Below are 15,941 nucleotides of genomic sequence, written 5' to 3' on the forward strand. Positions count from 1 at the left end.
ACCTGGGTGGCGAAGTTGAAGCGGCTAAATCGGGAATTCTGCCCGAAAAAAATAGCCGGTTTGCCCTAATCCATTGAGGGTGTATTCGGCGGTGAACACCCGGTCGTAATAGGTGACGAGGTGCAAGCCGACGCCGACGGCACTCAGTAGCTGGTTGGGCAGGCGGTTTTGGGGCAAAGGATGGGGGGCGACGACGTAGCCGGCATCGGCAAAGATATTGAGATAGAGCGCGAGCGGGATGGTATTGACCTTGGGGTTGTCGATAGATGACAGCCGGATGGGCTGGGGCCGCAGCAGTGGGTACGAGACGCCTTGCTGCAATAGGGCGTAATGGCGGCCGTCGATAACGTACTGGTCGTAGCCACGCACCAGGTCGTCATAGCCGAGGGCACGGCTGTCGGCATAGGCGAGCCGCCGGGTGAGACGGGCCTGCCCGGTGAGGCCAACGCTGTAGTAGAACTGACGGCCGAGGGCCAGGTAGCGGGTGTAGTTGAGGTGCAGGGTGGTGATGCTGGGCGTGGTGCCGTCGAGGAAAATTCGATGCGTGAGTGCGGCCTGAGTATACTTGCCGGTGAGCGGGTAGGCAAAGGTGTTGCGCTGGTTGCGGGTACTGGTAAGGTTCAGGTCGAGGTATTCGCGCTGGGTACGGCCGAGGTAATAGGTGGGATTATAGTAATTGACCGAGTCACTGATTTGCTCGCGGTGGTATGAGACATTGATGGCCGTGAGAAACTGGACGGTGTGCCGGAAGCGCAGCCCGCCCGTGACGTAGAAGCGCTGAATAGGAAATTCGTCATCGGCCCGGAATGGAGTGAGACGGTCGGCTAGGGTGCGGTAATCGAGGGAGTGGCTCTGGTAATAGGACGCGCCGACGCCGAGGCCCAGCCGGCGGTAGTGACCCAAGCCGGGCGCTTCGTAGAACAGCTCGTATTTGCGATTGAAGCCCAACTGCAGATTGGCGATGAGCTGCTCGTTGCGGCCGCGAAAGTTGCTGCGCACCACGTGCACCCCGTAGTCGACGCGCCGCCAACGGTCGGCGCGGTCGAGCCAGGAGCGCAGGTTGCGGTCGGCCAATGAGAGAATGGGCACCGGGAAGGTGTACCACCGCTCCTGCACGCCAAACACGATGAGCAGCCGCCCACCGGTGCAGCTGGCCTGCACCACCACGGCGTGGAATAGCTGGAGGTTGAACAGGCGGCGGCGATTGGCTTCGAGGCGAGCCGGCAAATCTGCTAAGGCGAGGGTATCGCCTTCGTGAAAATCGAGTTCAGCCCGTAGAATACGCTCTTTGGTTACGGCGTTGCCGGCAAAAACAATGGTACCAACAGGCCCCCGGACAATGCCAGGACAGGGCACTATCTGCACAAGCGTATCGGCGGGAGCCACCACGGGACGCAGCGGGTGAGGCAAGGTATCGGCCTGAATCAGGCCCAAGGTGGCCAGCAGCATCCGCAACGAGAGAAGGATTCCGAACAGCACCCGACTTTACACGCTCAGGTAGCGCAGGAGAGCATCGTAGCGCTCCTGCTCGTCATCGTTGGCCACGGCGGTGCCGCTGAACTGAGCCGTAACCACGTAGCCAAACCGCTCCAACGTGGCCGTGATGCGGGTCAAGCTGTCAGTATTGAGCTTTAAGGTGAGGCGAATGCGATGGGGGTCGACTTCGTCCTGAGCAACCAGGGCGCTCATGATTTTCGCGTTGTTTTCCTCAACGTAACGGCTGATTTGAGTGAGCGAGTAGTCGCGCTCCTCCATAGTAAGGACGATGATGCCGCCCAGCCCGCCGGCCGGCTGCTGCCCGAAGGCGGCCAGCGCATCGGCGATGGTGACGACGCCGGCGTACTCGTGGCGCTCATCGACCACGGGCACGAGCTGAATTTTATTTTCAATGGCCAGCTCCATTACGCGGTAGAAATGCTGGTCGGGCCGCACGTAGGCATCGGCGTAGCCCAGGGGGAGTTGCGAAAGGGGGGTTTCGGGGTCGTCGAAATCGGCGAGGTCGGCTTCGGTGACGAGGCCGCGATATTGACGATTGTCGAGCACGGGCAGTTGGGCCACGTGAAACTCATCGAGCCAGCGCGCTGCCTTGCCCGCCGAATCGGTGCCCTTCAGGGGCGGAATCATTTCGTTGAGGAGGTCTTCGGCAAGCAGGGCGGGCATATGCGTAGCAGTTTAAGAGGGATGAGGTATAGATGCCGAATTGGGTGAAAAGAAATAATTGAAAGGCATAAATTATCACCGGGCAGGTGATGGAATAGTGAACAACAATCGAGCCGGCAGAAGGATATCGGCCTTTTAGGCAGCCAGGACCGGGGTGGCTTCGGTAGTACGCAGAAAATGCCGCAGGTAGGCATTGAAGCCGGCGGGGCGCTCCATCATGGGGGCGTGGCCGCAGTGGTCGAGGAAGCGCAGCTCGGCGTGGGGCAGCAGGCGCTCGAACTCGTGGGCCACGGGCGGCGGCGTGATGGTATCGTTCAGGCCCCAGACCAGGAGCGTGGGCACAGCGATTTTAGCCAGCTCCTTGCTTAGGTTGTGGCGCTGGGCCGAGCGTGCGATGGCAATGATGCGCAGGCACTTGGCGTTAGAATTGGTGACATTGAACACTTCGTCGACCAATTCCTGAGTAGCTACTTTGGGGTCGTAGAAGGTATAGCCCACCCGCTCCTGCACGTAGGCGTAGTTGCCACGCTTGGGAAAGGAGCCGCCCATGCTGTCCTCGAACAAGCCACTGCTGCCGGTGAGCACCAGCCGACTGACGCGGGCCGGGTTTTTCAGGGTGTAGACCAGGGCGATGTGGCCACCAAGGGAGTTGCCCAGCACGGTGAAACTGGCTGGCAAGGCAAGGGCCTTCACGAAGCCTTCGACGTAAGCCACCAGGCCCGGCACACCGGCCTGGGTGAGGGGCATGTCATAGACGGGCAGCAGGGGAATGATGACGCGGTAGTCAGGCGCACACTCCTGCACCACGTCCTGCCAGTTGCTTAGGGCCCCGAACAGGCCGTGCAACAGCAGTAGCACCGGCCCCTGGCCTTCATCCACAAATTCGTACCCGTGCTGGTGCTGGCGGCGCAATTCCATCTCGTTTTTCCTCAATTACCGGCGGTTTTGGCAATGATACAACAGCGGAGCCAATTGCCCAAAATTGCCAGTCCGTGCGGGGTGAGCAGGGCTTCGGGATGGAACTGGACGCCGTAGAGCGGCAGCGTGCGGTGGCGCAAGGCCATAAGCTCGGGCCGCGGGCCGGTGGTGTGGGCCAGGGCTTGGAGCACAGCCGGCAGGGGCTCGCTGAGAATGAGCGAGTGGTAGCGCGTGATGGGCTGCACAGCCGGCAGGCCGGCAAAAAGCGGCTCGGCGGTATCGCAGCGCATATCGGTGACTTTGCCGTGCATGGGGCGGGCGGCCCGCACCACTTCGCCCCCGAAAAACTCGCCCAGCGCCTGGTGGCCCAGGCACACGCCCAGCATGGGCACTTGCCGATGAAACGCTTCAATAACGGCCGGCATCACGCCGGCTTCGGCCGGGGTGCCGGGGCCGGGCGACAGCACGAGGCCATCGAAGGCGGGTACGTCCAGCTCAGCCAGCGGTACGTCGTTGCGGCGCACCACTACTTCGGCTTCCAACTGGCGCAGGTAGTCGGCCAGGGTGAAGGTGAAGGAGTCGAAATTATCGAGCAGCAGGAGACGCATTGATTATTTACGGAAAGGGAACAGAGTATAAGGAACGATGAAAAAACTTATTCCCAACCTCTTATTCCTTATCCCTAGTTTTTCACAAAGGCCGTCCGCATTCGGGCCAGCAGGTCCTGCCCGATGGGCAGCACGTAGCCCGTGATTTGCAGGGCCAGCGGGGTGGCTTGCCGCACGATGGGCAGCACCTCGGAGCCGGCCATCAGATTTGGGGAGAGCAGGTGCAGACCGGCCAGACCGGTGCCGTGCAGCAGCAGGCTGAGGCCGAGTATCCACTTGAGGACACCGGCCGCGCCGCCCAGCAGGTTGTCAAGCACGCCCAGCGGGGTGAGGTGCACGGCCGTTTTAAGCAGGCCGCCCAGCAGGTGCACGCCCCACATAATACCCACAAACACCAGCGCAAAGGACACCAGCGGCAACAGTCCGAAGGCATCGCCTACGTATTGCCGCACGAGCGGCACGGCCGCCGAAAGCAGGCTCAGTCCGCCCACCACTCCCAGCACGAAGGCCAGCAGCGAAACCACTTCCAGCACCAGCCCACGCCGGTAGCCTTTCACGGCCCCGATGCCGAGCGGAAGAAGCAGGAGAATGTCGAGGGCAGTCATGTTTGGGGTAAGAGGGTATGGGGATAGGAGGGCAGGCGGTATTCATAACAGGCAGCAGACTCCTGCCCTCCTACCCCCACACCCTCTTACCCCTACAAATTCGTGTTGTTTAGCAGGTGCCCTAGTACGTCGGATATGCGCTTGCCGTCGGCCTGGCCGGAGAGCTCGCGGGCGGCCACACCCATCACCTTGCCTAGGTCGGAAGGACCGGTGGCACCTACGCGCTGGATGATGTGGACCAGCTTTTCCACCAAATCGGCCTCGGTGAGCTGGGCGGGCAGGAATTCTTCGATGATGGCCAGTTCGGCCAACTCGGTTTCTTCGAGGTCGGAGCGGAATTGCTCTTTGTAGATGGCGGCGGCGTCGCGGCGCTGCTTGGCGGCTTTGTTGAGGAGCTTGAGCTCGGCTTCGGGCGTGAGGCCGGCTTCGCTGGCTCCCTCAGCGGTTTCGGCCAGCATGATTTGCGATTTGATGCTGCGCAGGGCGGTGAGACGCACCTTGTCTTTGGCGAGCATGGCCTGCTTGATGGCGGTGTCGATGGTGGTTTTGAGCATAAGGCGGGTTGGTGAATTAATGGATTGGTGGAATGGTGAGGTGGTGCCTGGAGCATACCCCACCGATGCAGGTCGGTGCGGACCGACGTAAATTTCGCCCTAAAGCTACGGCGGCCCACCCGCAAGCCTACTTTCCTGTTTTATTGGTCGCATTGGCTTCAGCTCGCCAATCCACCATCCCGCCAATTCACCTTCCCATGACCAAGCTCAGCGTTAACATCAACAAACTGGCCACCCTGCGCAACGCCCGGGGCCACAACCGCCCCGATATCCTGCAAGCCGCCCGCGACATTGAGCGCTTCGGGGCCGAAGGCATTACGGTGCACCCACGGCCTGATGAGCGCCACATCCGTTACCAGGACGTGCGCGACCTCAAGCACATTGTGACCACCGAGCTGAACGTGGAGGGCAACCCCACCCCCGACTTTGTGGCCCTGTGCCGCGAGGTGCGCCCCGAGCAGGTGACGCTGGTGCCCGATGCGCCCGACGCCATTACCTCCAACGCGGGCTGGGAAGTGGTGATGCACCAGCAGTTTCTGCGCGAAGTAGTGGCCGAGCTGAAGTCGTTCGGGGCCCGCGTCAGCATCTTCCTCGACCCCGACGTGAACCTGGTGGAAGCCGCGGCCGCCACCGGCACCGACCGCATCGAACTCTACACCGAAGCCTACGCCGTGCAGTACCTCGCCAACCGCGAAGCCGCCGTGGCCCCCTACCGCGCCACCGCCGCCCGCGCCGGCCAGATGGGCCTGGGTGTGAACGCCGGCCACGACCTCGACCTCGACAACCTGGCCTGGCTGCACCAGCAGCTGCCCGAGTTGGCCGAAGTGAGCATCGGCCACGCCCTGGTGTGCGATGCCCTGTACCTGGGCCTCGAAAACACGGTGCAGCTGTACCTGCGGCAGCTGAAGTAGCCCAACCAGAGCTGGCGCAGCCGCCCGACGGCCCGCCATCCTTCCCAAACCCACGTACCACCGCAGCTATGCCCCGCCACTCGCTTTCCGAATTCCAAAACCTCCCCTATCCGATTCTCGACGTGCGGGCTCCGATTGAGTTTGCGCAGGGCCACGTGCCGGGCGCGCTCAGTCTGCCGCTGTTTACGGACGAGGAGCGGGCCCGCATCGGCACCGCTTACAAGCAGGTGAGCCAGGAGCGGGCCGTGCACCTGGGCCTGGAGTTTTTCGGGCCGAAGATGTCGGCGATGGCCAAGCAGGCCAAAAAGCTGGTACCCGGCAAGGAGGTGCGGCTGCACTGCTGGCGCGGCGGCATGCGCAGCGGCGCGGTGCTGTGGCTGCTGGAGCTGGCCGGCTTCAAAGTGCACCTGCTCGACCACGGGTACAAGGAATACCGCCGGGCGGTGCTGGATTCGTTCGCGCAGCCCCGGCAGTGGCGGGTGCTGGGCGGCCTCACCGGCAGCGGCAAAACCGACGTGCTGCACGAGTTGGCGGCCACGCCCGGCCAGTACGTGCTCGACCTGGAGGGCCTGGCCCACCACAAGGGCTCCGCCTTCGGGGCCATCGGGCAGCCGGCCCAGCCCACGCAGGAGCAGTTCGAAAACAACCTGGCCGCCGCCCTGGCCCAGCTGCCCACCGATGTGCCCATTTGGGTGGAAGACGAAAGCCGGCAGATTGGCCGGCTCACCATTCCGGCCGCGTTGTTTACCCAGTTGCACGCCGCCCCGCGCTGGGTGCTGGAAGTGCCCCGCGCCGCCCGCGTAGCCAAGCTGGCCGCCGAGTACGGGGCCGAAGACCCGCAGCTGCTGGCCGAGGCCATTGAGCGGCTGCGCAAGCGCCTGGGTGGCCTGGCCACCCAGCAGGCGCTGGCTGCCGTGGCGGCCGGCGACTTCCCGCTGATGGTGGAGCTGGTGCTCGATTATTACGACAAGACCTACACCCACGGCCTGGCCCCACGCCCCGAAGAACCTCCCCGCACCTTTGTGCCCGTGGCCGGCTGCGATGCCGCCCAGAATACGGAGCACCTGCTCAGGGCTGCATCTGCAACAACGGCCTCAACGTCGCACTAAAAGAACTGTCAGTCGATAATGCGGTCGTGTTTCGGCGCGGCATCGTAATTTGTCCCCTGAATCAGCATTATTGCTCTTACCTTTCTTCCATCCTCCTGCCAGTTAAATCATCTCAATATTTCCCACTTTTCCTCTTTCTTCATGTTAACAAACTTACAGAGCCGGCTTAAACGCGCCGGGCGGCTGTTGCCGTTTGCGCTACTGCCGTTTGCGGCCCATGCCCAATTGGGCTACTCCTCAGCAAACGCGGTTAACACCGCAGGTACTTACACCGACCTGGGCACCACGGGCACGGTCATCGCCACTAGCAGCACCGATGATGCGAACTCGGCGGCCCAGCCTTTGGGCTTCACCTTCACGTTCAACGGCACGGCGTTCACGGATTTTGTGCTGAACACCAATGGCTACGTGAAATTGGGTACTGCGGCTCCTTCCGCGGCCACCCAGATTAACCCCATTGGCAGCGCCGACCCGCTGGATATTAACATCGTAGCGCCGCTCTCGAACATCGACCTGCAAACGTCGGCCACGGCTACGGCCGAATACCGCGTCTTCACTTCCGGCACCGCGGGCAGCCGCGTAACCACCATCCAGTGGAAAAACGTGGCGGATAAGCTTTCGGCCAGTGCTCCGGCACAGTTCGCGTCGATGCAGTTTCAGTTGAAGTTTTACGAAACCTCTAACCGAATCGAATTTGTGTACGGCACTTGGGTGGCCGGCACCGGTACGGCCACCGGCCAGCCGTTCCTGGTGGGCCTGAAGGGCACGACCAACGGCCTCGCCGACCGCCTGCTGGGTTCCAAAACCAGCAGCGCAACGGCCTGGACGACCACGACCTTCACGCCTGGCACCGTGGCCACTACGCTGCCCACGCACTTTGTGCGAAACACTTTCCCGCCCGATGCCGGCCGGACCTACCGTTTCCTGCCCACATCGGCCAACGATGCGGGCGTAGTTAACATCCAAACGCTGGGCACCGTGTCAAGCACCTACGGGTCGCCGGTGACGGTTAGCGCTTCTATCCGCAACGCGGGCAGCAACGCCCTAACCGCGCTGCCCGTCACGCTGACGGTAGCCGGAGCCACTACGTTTACCAACACCCAAACGGTAGCCAGTCTGGCTGCCGGGGCCAGCACCACCGTTACGTTCACGGCCTATCCGGTAACTACGGCCGGGGTGAATACGCTGACGGTAAGCGTACCTGCTGATGACAATGCCACCAACAACTCGGCTACTTACAGCCAGACTGTAACGGCCGCCAGCCAGGGCTATGTCGACACGACCCAGCCTTTTGCAAGCACCGCCGTTGGGATTGGTGCTGCCAACGGGGTATTGGCCGTTAAATATTCTACTTCGACTGCTGCCGCTGTCACCAGCATCACGCCTACTTTCACGGGGGCTGGCTCAGGTGCTACCACCTATCAGCTGCAGGTGTACGCGGCTGCGGCCACGGGCCCTGGCGCACTGCTTTATACCTCTGCCACGCTCACCCGGCCTACCGTTACGGGCCCGGTGGCTACTGCCATCCCGAACATCCCGGTTACCGGCAGCTTCTACGTAGCCATCAAAGAGCTTGACAACAACCTGGGCCTGGGCAACCAGGTAGAAGACCCGCTGCGCGCTGGTACGTTCTTCTTCACCACCACCGGTGGCACTACCTGGAATGACATCAGCGCCACCACGCTCAAAACCCGCCTGGCCCTGGACGTAACCCTGGGCGCCCCGGCGTCGTGCGGCACCGCCACGGCCCTGACCACTACGGGCATCACCAGCACGGCCGCTTCGGTTGGCTTCACCGCTCCTAGCGGCGCCACCAGCTACACGGTAACGTACACGCCCACCGGCGGCCCCGCTACCACCGTTACTCCGGCCCCTACTGCTTCGCCTATTGTCTTGTCCGGCCTCTCCCCAGGCACGACTTACACGGTAAGCATCATCACGAACTGCGCCGCCGGCCAGACCTCGTCCGCCGCTACCACCACTTTCACGACGCTGCCCACCGCACCCGCCAACGATGACTGCGCCAACGCCATTGCGCTCACGGTTGGTACTACCTGCACCAACACCCTCGGTACCAACCAGGGCGCTACTGCCAGCACGTCTCCAATCCCCGCGCCTTCGTGCGGTGGCCCCGCCCTTGGCCCCCTGGCCGACGTGTGGTACACCGTGACCGTGCCCGCCAGCGGCAACGTAGCAGTAACCACGAGCGCAGCCACCGGTAGCCCGGTGGATGACACCGTGATTGAGATTTACTCCGGAACCTGCGGCGCCCTCACTTCGCTGGGCTGCAACGACGACAACCCCGCTGGCACAGACGGTTTCTCGGCCCTGAGCGTGACGGGACAAACTGCTGGCGCCGTCCTGTACGTGCGTGTGCGTAGCTACAATGCTACTGCTACCGGCCAGTTCAACATCTGCGTTACCAACCCGGTTACGCTTGCTAACGACAACCCGAGCGGTGCCATCACCCTTCCGCTTGCTGCCACCTGCACGCCCACCAATGGCACCAACGTAGGCGCTACCACCACTACGGTAAGTGGCTATGTCAACCCTGGCTGCGGTATTGCTGCCAACCCGAAAGACGTATGGTTCAAGTTCACCACGGCTGCTTCCGGCGTGGGTAGCACCTCTGTTAACATCACGGTAACCGGCGCACCCGCCGGGCAGGTACGGGTATTCTCGGCCGCAAGCGCCGCGGGTCCTTTCACCTCGGTAGGTTGTGCCGCCGGCACTACCAACAACACTGTAGCGGCTCCTCTGCGCGTGGATGGCCTTACCCCCAGCACCACCTACTACGTTTTCGTGTCGGGCTACGGCTCCAACGATACCCAGGGTGCATTCACCATTTGCGCCGTAGGCCTGGCGCCACTGGCCACGCCCACCTATGTCACCCTGCCCTACACCGAAGGGTTTGAGGCTACTTGGGCAGATGATGCCTTGGCAACTCGCGATATCCCAACAGTTAACTGGCGCAACACCCCGGCTACCGGCAACAACTCCTGGCGCCGCGAAGACGACGGTTTTGCTACGCTGAGCGGCTCTTCGGCAAACTGGAGCTACCCCGACAACGAGCAGCCCACTACTGCCTTCCCCACCCCGCCCTACGTTACTCGTTCCAGCGTAGGCAGCCACTCGGCCCGCTTCCACTCGTTTGGTGCCGTTGACACGACCATTCCTGGCAAGCTGGACCTGTACGCCAACCTGAGCGGTACGGGTAACAAGCAACTGAGCTTTGACTTCATCAACCCGAGCGGTACCGACAAAGTCGAAGTTTTCGTGAGCACCGACGGTGGCCTCACGTTTGGTGCCACTCCGGTGCTCACCGCTACCACCAGCACTACTTTCACGAATAAAACCGTTACCATCGCCAGCACTTCGGCCACTACGGTTATCCGTTTCCAGGCCACTTCGGACTATGGCAACGACGACATGGGCATCGACAACCTGCGCCTGGCCGTGGTAACGGCTACGCAGAACGCTGCCCTGGCCGCTACCGTGAACCTGTACCCCAACCCGGCCCACCAGAGCTTCCAGCTCAGCGTGCCCACCAGCCTGCGCGCCGCTTCGGCCTCGCTGAGCAACACCCTGGGCCAGGTAGTACAGTCGCGTCAGCTGAACCTGCCCGCCGCTGGCGGTACCGCCGACTTCAACGTGAGCAGCCTCGCTCCCGGCGTGTACACGCTGACGCTGAAATCTGGTACTGACCTGGTAGTGAAGCGCGTGGTAGTGGAATAACTTCCACCCGCTCCGCATTCCATCGAAAAGGGCTGACCAACTGGTCAGCCCTTTTTTTGTAGCCCTTGCTTTGCTGAGCCCCTAGCTAATGGGCACTTTGCGCAGAATAGCCTCAATCAAATCCTGGGTCCGAATGCCATCGGCTTCGGCCTCGTAGGTGAGCAGGATGCGGTGGTTAAGAACATCGGCGGCTACTTCCTTGATGTCTTCGGGCAGCACGTAGTCGCGCCCTTCGAGGTATGCCACAGCTTTGGAAGCCCGGTGCAGGGCAATGCTGGCCCGGGGGCTGGCCCCGAACTGCACGGCCTGGCCAAATTCGGGCAGGTCGTAGTCGGCCGGCCGGCGGGTAGCAAACACCAGCTCAATCAGGTAGTTTTCGAGGGTATCCGAAATTTGCACCTGATTGATTTGCTGACGAATACCGAAAATATCGTCTTTGGTCAGAATAGGCTGCACATCCTCCACAAAGCTTAGGTTGGCCATGCGGCGCATCACCTCCAGCTCGTCGGCCTTTTTGAGGTAGTCAACGTGCACCTTCAGCATGAAGCGGTCTACCTGCGCCTCGGGCAGCGGGTAGGTGCCCTCTTGCTCCACAGGGTTTTGGGTGGCCAGCACCAGAAAAGGCAGGTCAAGCGGGTACGTGGTGTCGCCGATGGTGACCTGCTTTTCCTGCATGGCTTCGAGCAGGGCACTCTGCACCTTTGCCGGCGAGCGGTTGATTTCATCGGCCAGCACGAGGTTGGCGAAAATCGGCCCTTTCTTCACCTCGAAAACCGACTGGTTCTGATTGTAAATCATCGTACCCACCAGGTCCGACGGCAGCAGGTCGGGCGTGAACTGCACCCGCTGAAAGTGCAGATGCAGCACCTTGGCCAGGGTCGAAATAGTGAGGGTTTTAGCTAGGCCCGGCACTCCTTCCAGCAGGATGTGCCCGCCGGTAAACAGCCCAATCAGCAAGCGGCTGAGCAGGGGCTGCTGCCCCACCACCACCTTGCCCATCTCCGAAAATACCTGGCGAATGAGGGGATGATAGTCGACGGGAGACGTCGGCGCGGGGGGAGTATCAGAAGCAGGATTCATATGTAAGATAATGGGCAAAACAGTGGCTGCAAGGTAGGCACAAGGCCGGGGCTGTCCGGCACCTGCGCCCCAGATTCACTCAGCTATGCCACGCCCTCCGCCTTAGCACCTACATCTATTAAAACAATACGCATTCCTTTTGCATCATACTATAAATCAAGAATAAAGCCCTGTTAACGCATTCTAAACAGTAAAGCCAACGTAGAATTTGGCATCATTTAGAGGTATAATTAAAAGATTCTTCTACTTTTACATCCTCCTACTTTCACGTGCATTTATCAATTTACCCCACTGTCTGGCACCATCTTTATGAAGTCACTTTTCCTCAAGCGTTTACTTCCAGCCATGGCGCTGGTAATTGCTGCCAGCGCCATCGCCCTGGCACAGCCCAATAACGGTGGTCCGGGGGCCGACCCCGACCCGGACCCCACCAACACGCCCATCGACGGCGGTGTTTCGCTGCTGCTGGCCGGCGGCGTTGCCTACGGTGTCAAGCACTTGCGGGCGCGGCGCAAGAAGGTCTAGCTACTTTTATTTATTCCTTTAGCCGTCAGCAACACACTACTTAACGCCCCCGCCACTGGCTGGAGTGGCGTTAGGTAGTGTGTTGCTGACGGCTTATGCCTGGTTTTATGCCTACCTCTCCCGCCATTCGTGATTACGGTAGCCGGCAGTTGCTCCGCTTTTTGCTGCTAACCGGGGGCATGTACCTACTCTGGTTTTTTGGCTACGAACAGTGGCTGGCCCTCGATGGCCGCCTGGATTTGGCCCTGTGTGCCAACATTGCCCAAACCAGCGCCCGCCTGCTGCAAACCGCCGGTTTCGACGCAGTAGTGGCTCCGAACAATGCCTACCTGCTGCTGATGAGCGGCCACCCCTCCGTCATTGTAGGCATTCCCTGCAATGGACTGGTACTTTATGCGCTTTTCGGTGGGTTTGTGTTGGCTTTTCCTGGCCCTTGGCGGCGCAAGCTATGGTTTATTCCGGCGGGCATGGTGCTCATCTGGGTACTAAATATATTGCGCGTAGCAGCGCTGGCCATCAACCACAGCTATGCCTACCAGTCCGTCTATTTCAACCACCATTACACCTACACCTTCGTAGTGTACGGCTGCATTTTCGGCCTGTGGATGCTGTGGGCCAAACGCCTGGCCGTGTACGACCGCCAGCATTCCGCCCCATCTACGACTTTTGCAGGTGCCTGATTCTCTTTATAGCCAGCCTGCAACACGCTCCTCGCAGGTGGGACGCTGGACGCTAATAGCGCTGCTGCTGCTGGCCCTTCTGCTCATTGGCATCTACGACGACCCGACCCTCACCTTTCTGACGGTGATGTGGGAGCGGCTGCTGGCCGCCAGTGGCCTGCACCGCTTGGCGGCAGCTATGCAACAGGGCATCAATGGCGGTATTACCAAACGCCTGCTGCCCGCTGTGGCCACCTACGCAGTTCTTTACCTTGGCATCTGCCTGCTGCTGCTGCGACTGGTGCTAGCCCCGGCCCAGTGGCGTATGGCCGTGAAGCTGTACGCCGGCATTCTGGCCGTATATGTGGGCATTACCCTGGTGGGCAAGTTGGCCGGCGATGCCGTGTGGGCCTACCGGCTCAGCCGCCAGATTCTGGATTTTGTGGTGAGCCCGCTGCCGGTGGCGGGGCTCTACGTGCTGTTCCGGGCCGGCTTTGGCCCACGGGTTGCCCGCACTTAGGGTAAGGCAACGGCGCATCGGGCTGAGAGTAAGGACCTGTGCTGAAACAAAAACAGCTAAATATTTTTCTGTTTTTCAATCACAAAACCTCATTGCCGAGGCGCTGAGGCCGGTTGTGCATAAACCGAACAAAAAAACCGGGTTTAATTCCATCTTTTTGGAACCAAAATTGCGCACTGCATAAACACCTTAACCTGGGCCCTTTATCGTTCGATACGCTTGCCTGTGCCACCGCCTGTGCGGAAGGCGCCCGGGACCATTTTGTCCATTTTTTTCCTTCTGTTCAGCATGAAAAAACACTTACTTCTGGCCTTCCTTTTCATGTTCGCCGGCAGCCTGTTGGGGCTGACGCCGGCCCGGGCCTCGCACCTGCTGGGGGCCGACATGACGTACACCGCCCTGGGCAACAACCAATACCGCGTCAACCTGCGGGTGTACAACGAATGTTCGGGCATCCCAAACCCCACCTACACGCTCGAATGCCGCAATGGCGGCTGCAATGCCACGGCTACCGTAACGGCCACGCTCGTGGCGCAGGGCAGCCCGGTGATACCGCTGCCCCTGTGCCCGGGCACGCCCGGCAGCTGCGCCAGCCCGTCGTCGGTTTATTCGCTCTACAATTTCACTACCTACCAGGCCACCGTCACGCTACTTCCCGGGCAGTGGACGATGAGCACCAGCAACGCCGCCCGGCCCACGGTAGCCAATATTGTGGGCTCGCCCGACCTGTACACAGAAGCGTATCTGGACAACCGGGGCACCAACATTACCAACACTTCCCCGCAGTTTGATGCCCAGGATGTTCCGATTCAGTACGTGTGCGTGAACCAGCGCACCACGTTCGGCTTTTCGGCTATGGAGCCCGATGGCGACTCAGTGGTGTATTCGCTGGCAGCGCCGCTGATGGCTTGTGGGACACAGGCCACTTATACCTCGCGTCCGTACACTGGCACGCCTATCATCACTCTTACTACCAACCCTTTGTGTGTAATGGATGTTTCGGCATACCAAAGCGGCACTTTGTATTCGCCCACACTGCCCATGCCAGTAGGCTTCGATACGACAGGCACTTGCCCAATCAAGCAGGGGGTACCAATCTTTCGGCTGAACCAGGAGGCCCGTACGGTCACGTTTTTGCCGAGTTACTATGCGCCACCCACCTCAACAGCCGACGGCCGCAACAAGTATCAGGTAGCCATTGAAGCCACAGAGTACCGCCGCGTAAATGGGGTGCGCCGCGTAGTGGGCCGGATACGCCACGAGGCCATGCTTATTGTGATGGATTGCGGGGCGAACACCGTGCCCAGCCCGGCCCGCCTAAGCAGCGCCACGGCAGCCTCCCACGCCGTGGCCGTAAATACCGCCGACACCACCAAACTCACGGTTTATACCTGCAACTACGCCCGGGTCCGCCTCAACTTCACCGACCCCGACAACCTGCGCACGCCCAGCGCCCACCAGCAGCTCACCGTCACGCTGCCCACCGACCTAGCCACCAATTCGCAGCTGCTGGCCGGCGGCGACGTAGGTACCTTCAGCCTGAGCGGCAATGGCACCGAAAATCCGGTGGGCACCTTTTTCTTTCAGCCGGCTCCGACCACGGCGGGCAGTATCATTCGCATCAATGTGCGAATTGAGGACAACGCCTGCCCCGTGAAAGGCCGCCAGAACCGCGTCATCGTTATCAAAGTGCTGCGCCGGGGCTTTGCCGCAGCGGTGGCCGCCGGCGGCAACCCCAATCCCTTCATCTACACGGGCGGGTCGCTGGCTATCCAGGGCCTGGCCCAGCGGCCCGATTCTGTACGGCGCATTGCCCAGAACATGACGGCCGCGCAGACTTACACCTACCAGTGGCGCGTGCAGGGCGATGGCCTGAATACCGCCCAAGCTTCATCGCCCAACATCACCGTGACCCCGACGGTTACCAGCCGGTATTTCCTCACGGTGACTCCCACCATTGGTGGCAGTGGCTGCGGCGATACCACCTCCGTGCTGGTGCAGGTATTGTCGCCGCTGGTAGCGCCCGTCATTTCGCGGGCCGGCAACGTGCTCACCAGCAACTTCCCCACCGGCAACCAATGGTACCTCAACGGCCAGCCGATTGCGGGAGCTACGGGCCAATCCATTGTTGCCACCACCAGCGGCACCTACACGGTGCGGGCTACTGTCGTGGTGGGCGGCACCAGCTACACCACGCCTATGTCAGCGGCGCAAACGGTGCTGTCGGCGCAGCGGGCGCTGGCCGGGGCCAGCCTGAGCGTGGCCCCCAACCCCACGCCCGACGGCCGCCTCAGCGTGGTGCTCACCGGCTACCGCCTGCCCGTCGAGCTCACCGTGCTCGACGCCCTGGGCCGCACGGTGGGCCGCGCCGCCATTGCCAGCCCCAGCCCGCAGGGCGCCGCCCAGGCCCTGGACCTGACCGGCGTAGGCCCCGGCGTCTACGTGCTGCAGGTGCGCACCGCCGCCAGCCTCGAAACCCGACGCATCGTCCGCGAATAACTTCTGAAGTGGCCATTTGAGTGGCTGAGTATTCCCAAAGGTTGTCTTTGGGAATACT

14 protein-coding genes are annotated in these 15,941 nt (G+C 61.4%); 7 read left to right on the plus strand and 7 right to left on the minus strand.

Going from position 1 to position 15,941, the window contains the following annotated elements; genetic code table 11:
- Window positions 1-24 precede the first annotated feature (24 nt).
- The 6 genes from I7X13_RS14225 to I7X13_RS14250 all read right to left on the minus strand — a co-directional run bounded on the left by I7X13_RS14225 (window position 25) and on the right by I7X13_RS14250 (window position 4,845).
- A complete protein-coding gene (locus I7X13_RS14225; RefSeq protein WP_198076002.1) occupies window positions 25-1,449 on the minus strand; it encodes a BamA/TamA family outer membrane protein in 1,425 nt (474 codons plus the stop codon).
- A 36-nt stretch (window positions 1,450-1,485) separates the two neighbouring features.
- Window positions 1,486-2,160 carry a CBS domain-containing protein gene (locus I7X13_RS14230; RefSeq protein ID WP_198076003.1) on the minus strand — a complete coding sequence of 225 codons (675 nt, stop codon included), beginning with the start codon at window positions 2,158-2,160 and terminating at the stop codon, window positions 1,486-1,488.
- Between the two features lie 135 nt (window positions 2,161-2,295).
- Window positions 2,296-3,078, minus strand: coding sequence for an alpha/beta fold hydrolase (locus I7X13_RS14235; protein WP_198076004.1), 783 nt, complete (start codon window positions 3,076-3,078; stop codon window positions 2,296-2,298).
- A gap of 11 nt (window positions 3,079-3,089) precedes the next feature.
- A complete protein-coding gene (locus I7X13_RS14240) occupies window positions 3,090-3,686 on the minus strand; it encodes an anthranilate synthase component II (RefSeq protein ID WP_198076005.1) in 597 nt (198 codons plus the stop codon).
- Window positions 3,687-3,760: 74 nt separating this feature from the next.
- Window positions 3,761-4,291, minus strand: coding sequence for a CvpA family protein (locus I7X13_RS14245; RefSeq protein ID WP_198069157.1), 531 nt, complete (start codon window positions 4,289-4,291; stop codon window positions 3,761-3,763).
- Window positions 4,292-4,383: 92 nt separating this feature from the next.
- Complete coding sequence (locus I7X13_RS14250; protein WP_198069158.1) at window positions 4,384-4,845, minus strand: GatB/YqeY domain-containing protein; 462 nt, start codon at window positions 4,843-4,845, stop codon at window positions 4,384-4,386.
- Between the two features lie 197 nt (window positions 4,846-5,042).
- Between I7X13_RS14250 and I7X13_RS14255 the strand changes: the two genes are divergently transcribed.
- The 3 genes from I7X13_RS14255 to I7X13_RS14265 all read left to right on the plus strand — a co-directional run bounded on the left by I7X13_RS14255 (window position 5,043) and on the right by I7X13_RS14265 (window position 10,600).
- Window positions 5,043-5,756 carry a pyridoxine 5'-phosphate synthase gene (locus I7X13_RS14255; protein WP_198076006.1) on the plus strand — a complete coding sequence of 238 codons (714 nt, stop codon included), beginning with the start codon at window positions 5,043-5,045 and terminating at the stop codon, window positions 5,754-5,756.
- A gap of 68 nt (window positions 5,757-5,824) precedes the next feature.
- Window positions 5,825-6,865, plus strand: a complete 1,041-nt coding sequence (mnmH, locus tag I7X13_RS14260; RefSeq protein ID WP_198076007.1) for a tRNA 2-selenouridine(34) synthase MnmH — start codon at window positions 5,825-5,827, stop codon at window positions 6,863-6,865.
- 141 nt (window positions 6,866-7,006) lie between these two features.
- The gene (locus tag I7X13_RS14265) at window positions 7,007-10,600 is read left to right on the plus strand and encodes a T9SS type A sorting domain-containing protein (protein WP_198076008.1); all 3,594 of its coding nucleotides are present in this window, start codon (window positions 7,007-7,009) and stop codon (window positions 10,598-10,600) included.
- A gap of 81 nt (window positions 10,601-10,681) precedes the next feature.
- Here the strand turns inward: I7X13_RS14265 and I7X13_RS14270 are convergent, their stop codons facing one another.
- Window positions 10,682-11,680 carry an AAA family ATPase gene (locus I7X13_RS14270; RefSeq protein ID WP_198069162.1) on the minus strand — a complete coding sequence of 333 codons (999 nt, stop codon included), beginning with the start codon at window positions 11,678-11,680 and terminating at the stop codon, window positions 10,682-10,684.
- A gap of 309 nt (window positions 11,681-11,989) precedes the next feature.
- Between I7X13_RS14270 and I7X13_RS14275 the strand changes: the two genes are divergently transcribed.
- From I7X13_RS14275 to I7X13_RS14290, 4 genes are all read left to right on the plus strand, one after another.
- Window positions 11,990-12,205 carry a PID-CTERM protein-sorting domain-containing protein gene (locus tag I7X13_RS14275; RefSeq protein ID WP_198069163.1) on the plus strand — a complete coding sequence of 72 codons (216 nt, stop codon included), beginning with the start codon at window positions 11,990-11,992 and terminating at the stop codon, window positions 12,203-12,205.
- A 107-nt stretch (window positions 12,206-12,312) separates the two neighbouring features.
- A complete protein-coding gene (xrtX, locus tag I7X13_RS14280) occupies window positions 12,313-12,885 on the plus strand; it encodes an exosortase X (protein ID WP_211532029.1) in 573 nt (190 codons plus the stop codon).
- Window positions 12,878-13,384, plus strand: coding sequence for an XrtX-associated membrane protein (locus I7X13_RS14285; RefSeq protein WP_198069165.1), 507 nt, complete (start codon window positions 12,878-12,880; stop codon window positions 13,382-13,384). The genes xrtX and I7X13_RS14285 overlap by 8 nt, the downstream gene beginning before the upstream one ends.
- 288 nt (window positions 13,385-13,672) lie before the next feature.
- Window positions 13,673-15,883, plus strand: coding sequence for a T9SS type A sorting domain-containing protein (locus I7X13_RS14290; RefSeq protein ID WP_198076009.1), 2,211 nt, complete (start codon window positions 13,673-13,675; stop codon window positions 15,881-15,883).
- The last annotated feature ends 58 nt before the right edge of the window (window positions 15,884-15,941 follow it).

This window comes from Hymenobacter negativus, assembly GCF_016056375.1.
Lineage (GTDB): Bacteria > Bacteroidota > Bacteroidia > Cytophagales > Hymenobacteraceae > Hymenobacter > Hymenobacter negativus_A.

Bases quoted from the DNA above. Each gene is read 5' to 3' on its own strand.
- I7X13_RS14225 (WP_198076002.1), bottom strand. From the start codon at position 1,449: ATGCTGCTGGCCACCTTGGGCCTGATTCAGGCCGATACCTTGCCTCAC.
- I7X13_RS14255 (WP_198076006.1), top strand. From the start codon at position 5,043: ATGACCAAGCTCAGCGTTAACATCAACAAACTGGCCACCCTGCGCAAC.
- mnmH (WP_198076007.1), top strand. From the start codon at position 5,825: ATGCCCCGCCACTCGCTTTCCGAATTCCAAAACCTCCCCTATCCGATT.
- I7X13_RS14265 (WP_198076008.1), top strand. From the start codon at position 7,007: ATGTTAACAAACTTACAGAGCCGGCTTAAACGCGCCGGGCGGCTGTTG.
- I7X13_RS14275 (WP_198069163.1), top strand. From the start codon at position 11,990: ATGAAGTCACTTTTCCTCAAGCGTTTACTTCCAGCCATGGCGCTGGTA.
- I7X13_RS14250 (WP_198069158.1), bottom strand. From the start codon at position 4,845: ATGCTCAAAACCACCATCGACACCGCCATCAAGCAGGCCATGCTCGCC.
- I7X13_RS14240 (WP_198076005.1), bottom strand. From the start codon at position 3,686: ATGCGTCTCCTGCTGCTCGATAATTTCGACTCCTTCACCTTCACCCTG.
- I7X13_RS14245 (WP_198069157.1), bottom strand. From the start codon at position 4,291: ATGACTGCCCTCGACATTCTCCTGCTTCTTCCGCTCGGCATCGGGGCC.
- I7X13_RS14235 (WP_198076004.1), bottom strand. From the start codon at position 3,078: ATGGAATTGCGCCGCCAGCACCAGCACGGGTACGAATTTGTGGATGAA.
- xrtX (WP_211532029.1), top strand. From the start codon at position 12,313: ATGCCTACCTCTCCCGCCATTCGTGATTACGGTAGCCGGCAGTTGCTC.
- I7X13_RS14230 (WP_198076003.1), bottom strand. From the start codon at position 2,160: ATGCCCGCCCTGCTTGCCGAAGACCTCCTCAACGAAATGATTCCGCCC.
- I7X13_RS14290 (WP_198076009.1), top strand. From the start codon at position 13,673: ATGAAAAAACACTTACTTCTGGCCTTCCTTTTCATGTTCGCCGGCAGC.
- I7X13_RS14270 (WP_198069162.1), bottom strand. From the start codon at position 11,680: ATGAATCCTGCTTCTGATACTCCCCCCGCGCCGACGTCTCCCGTCGAC.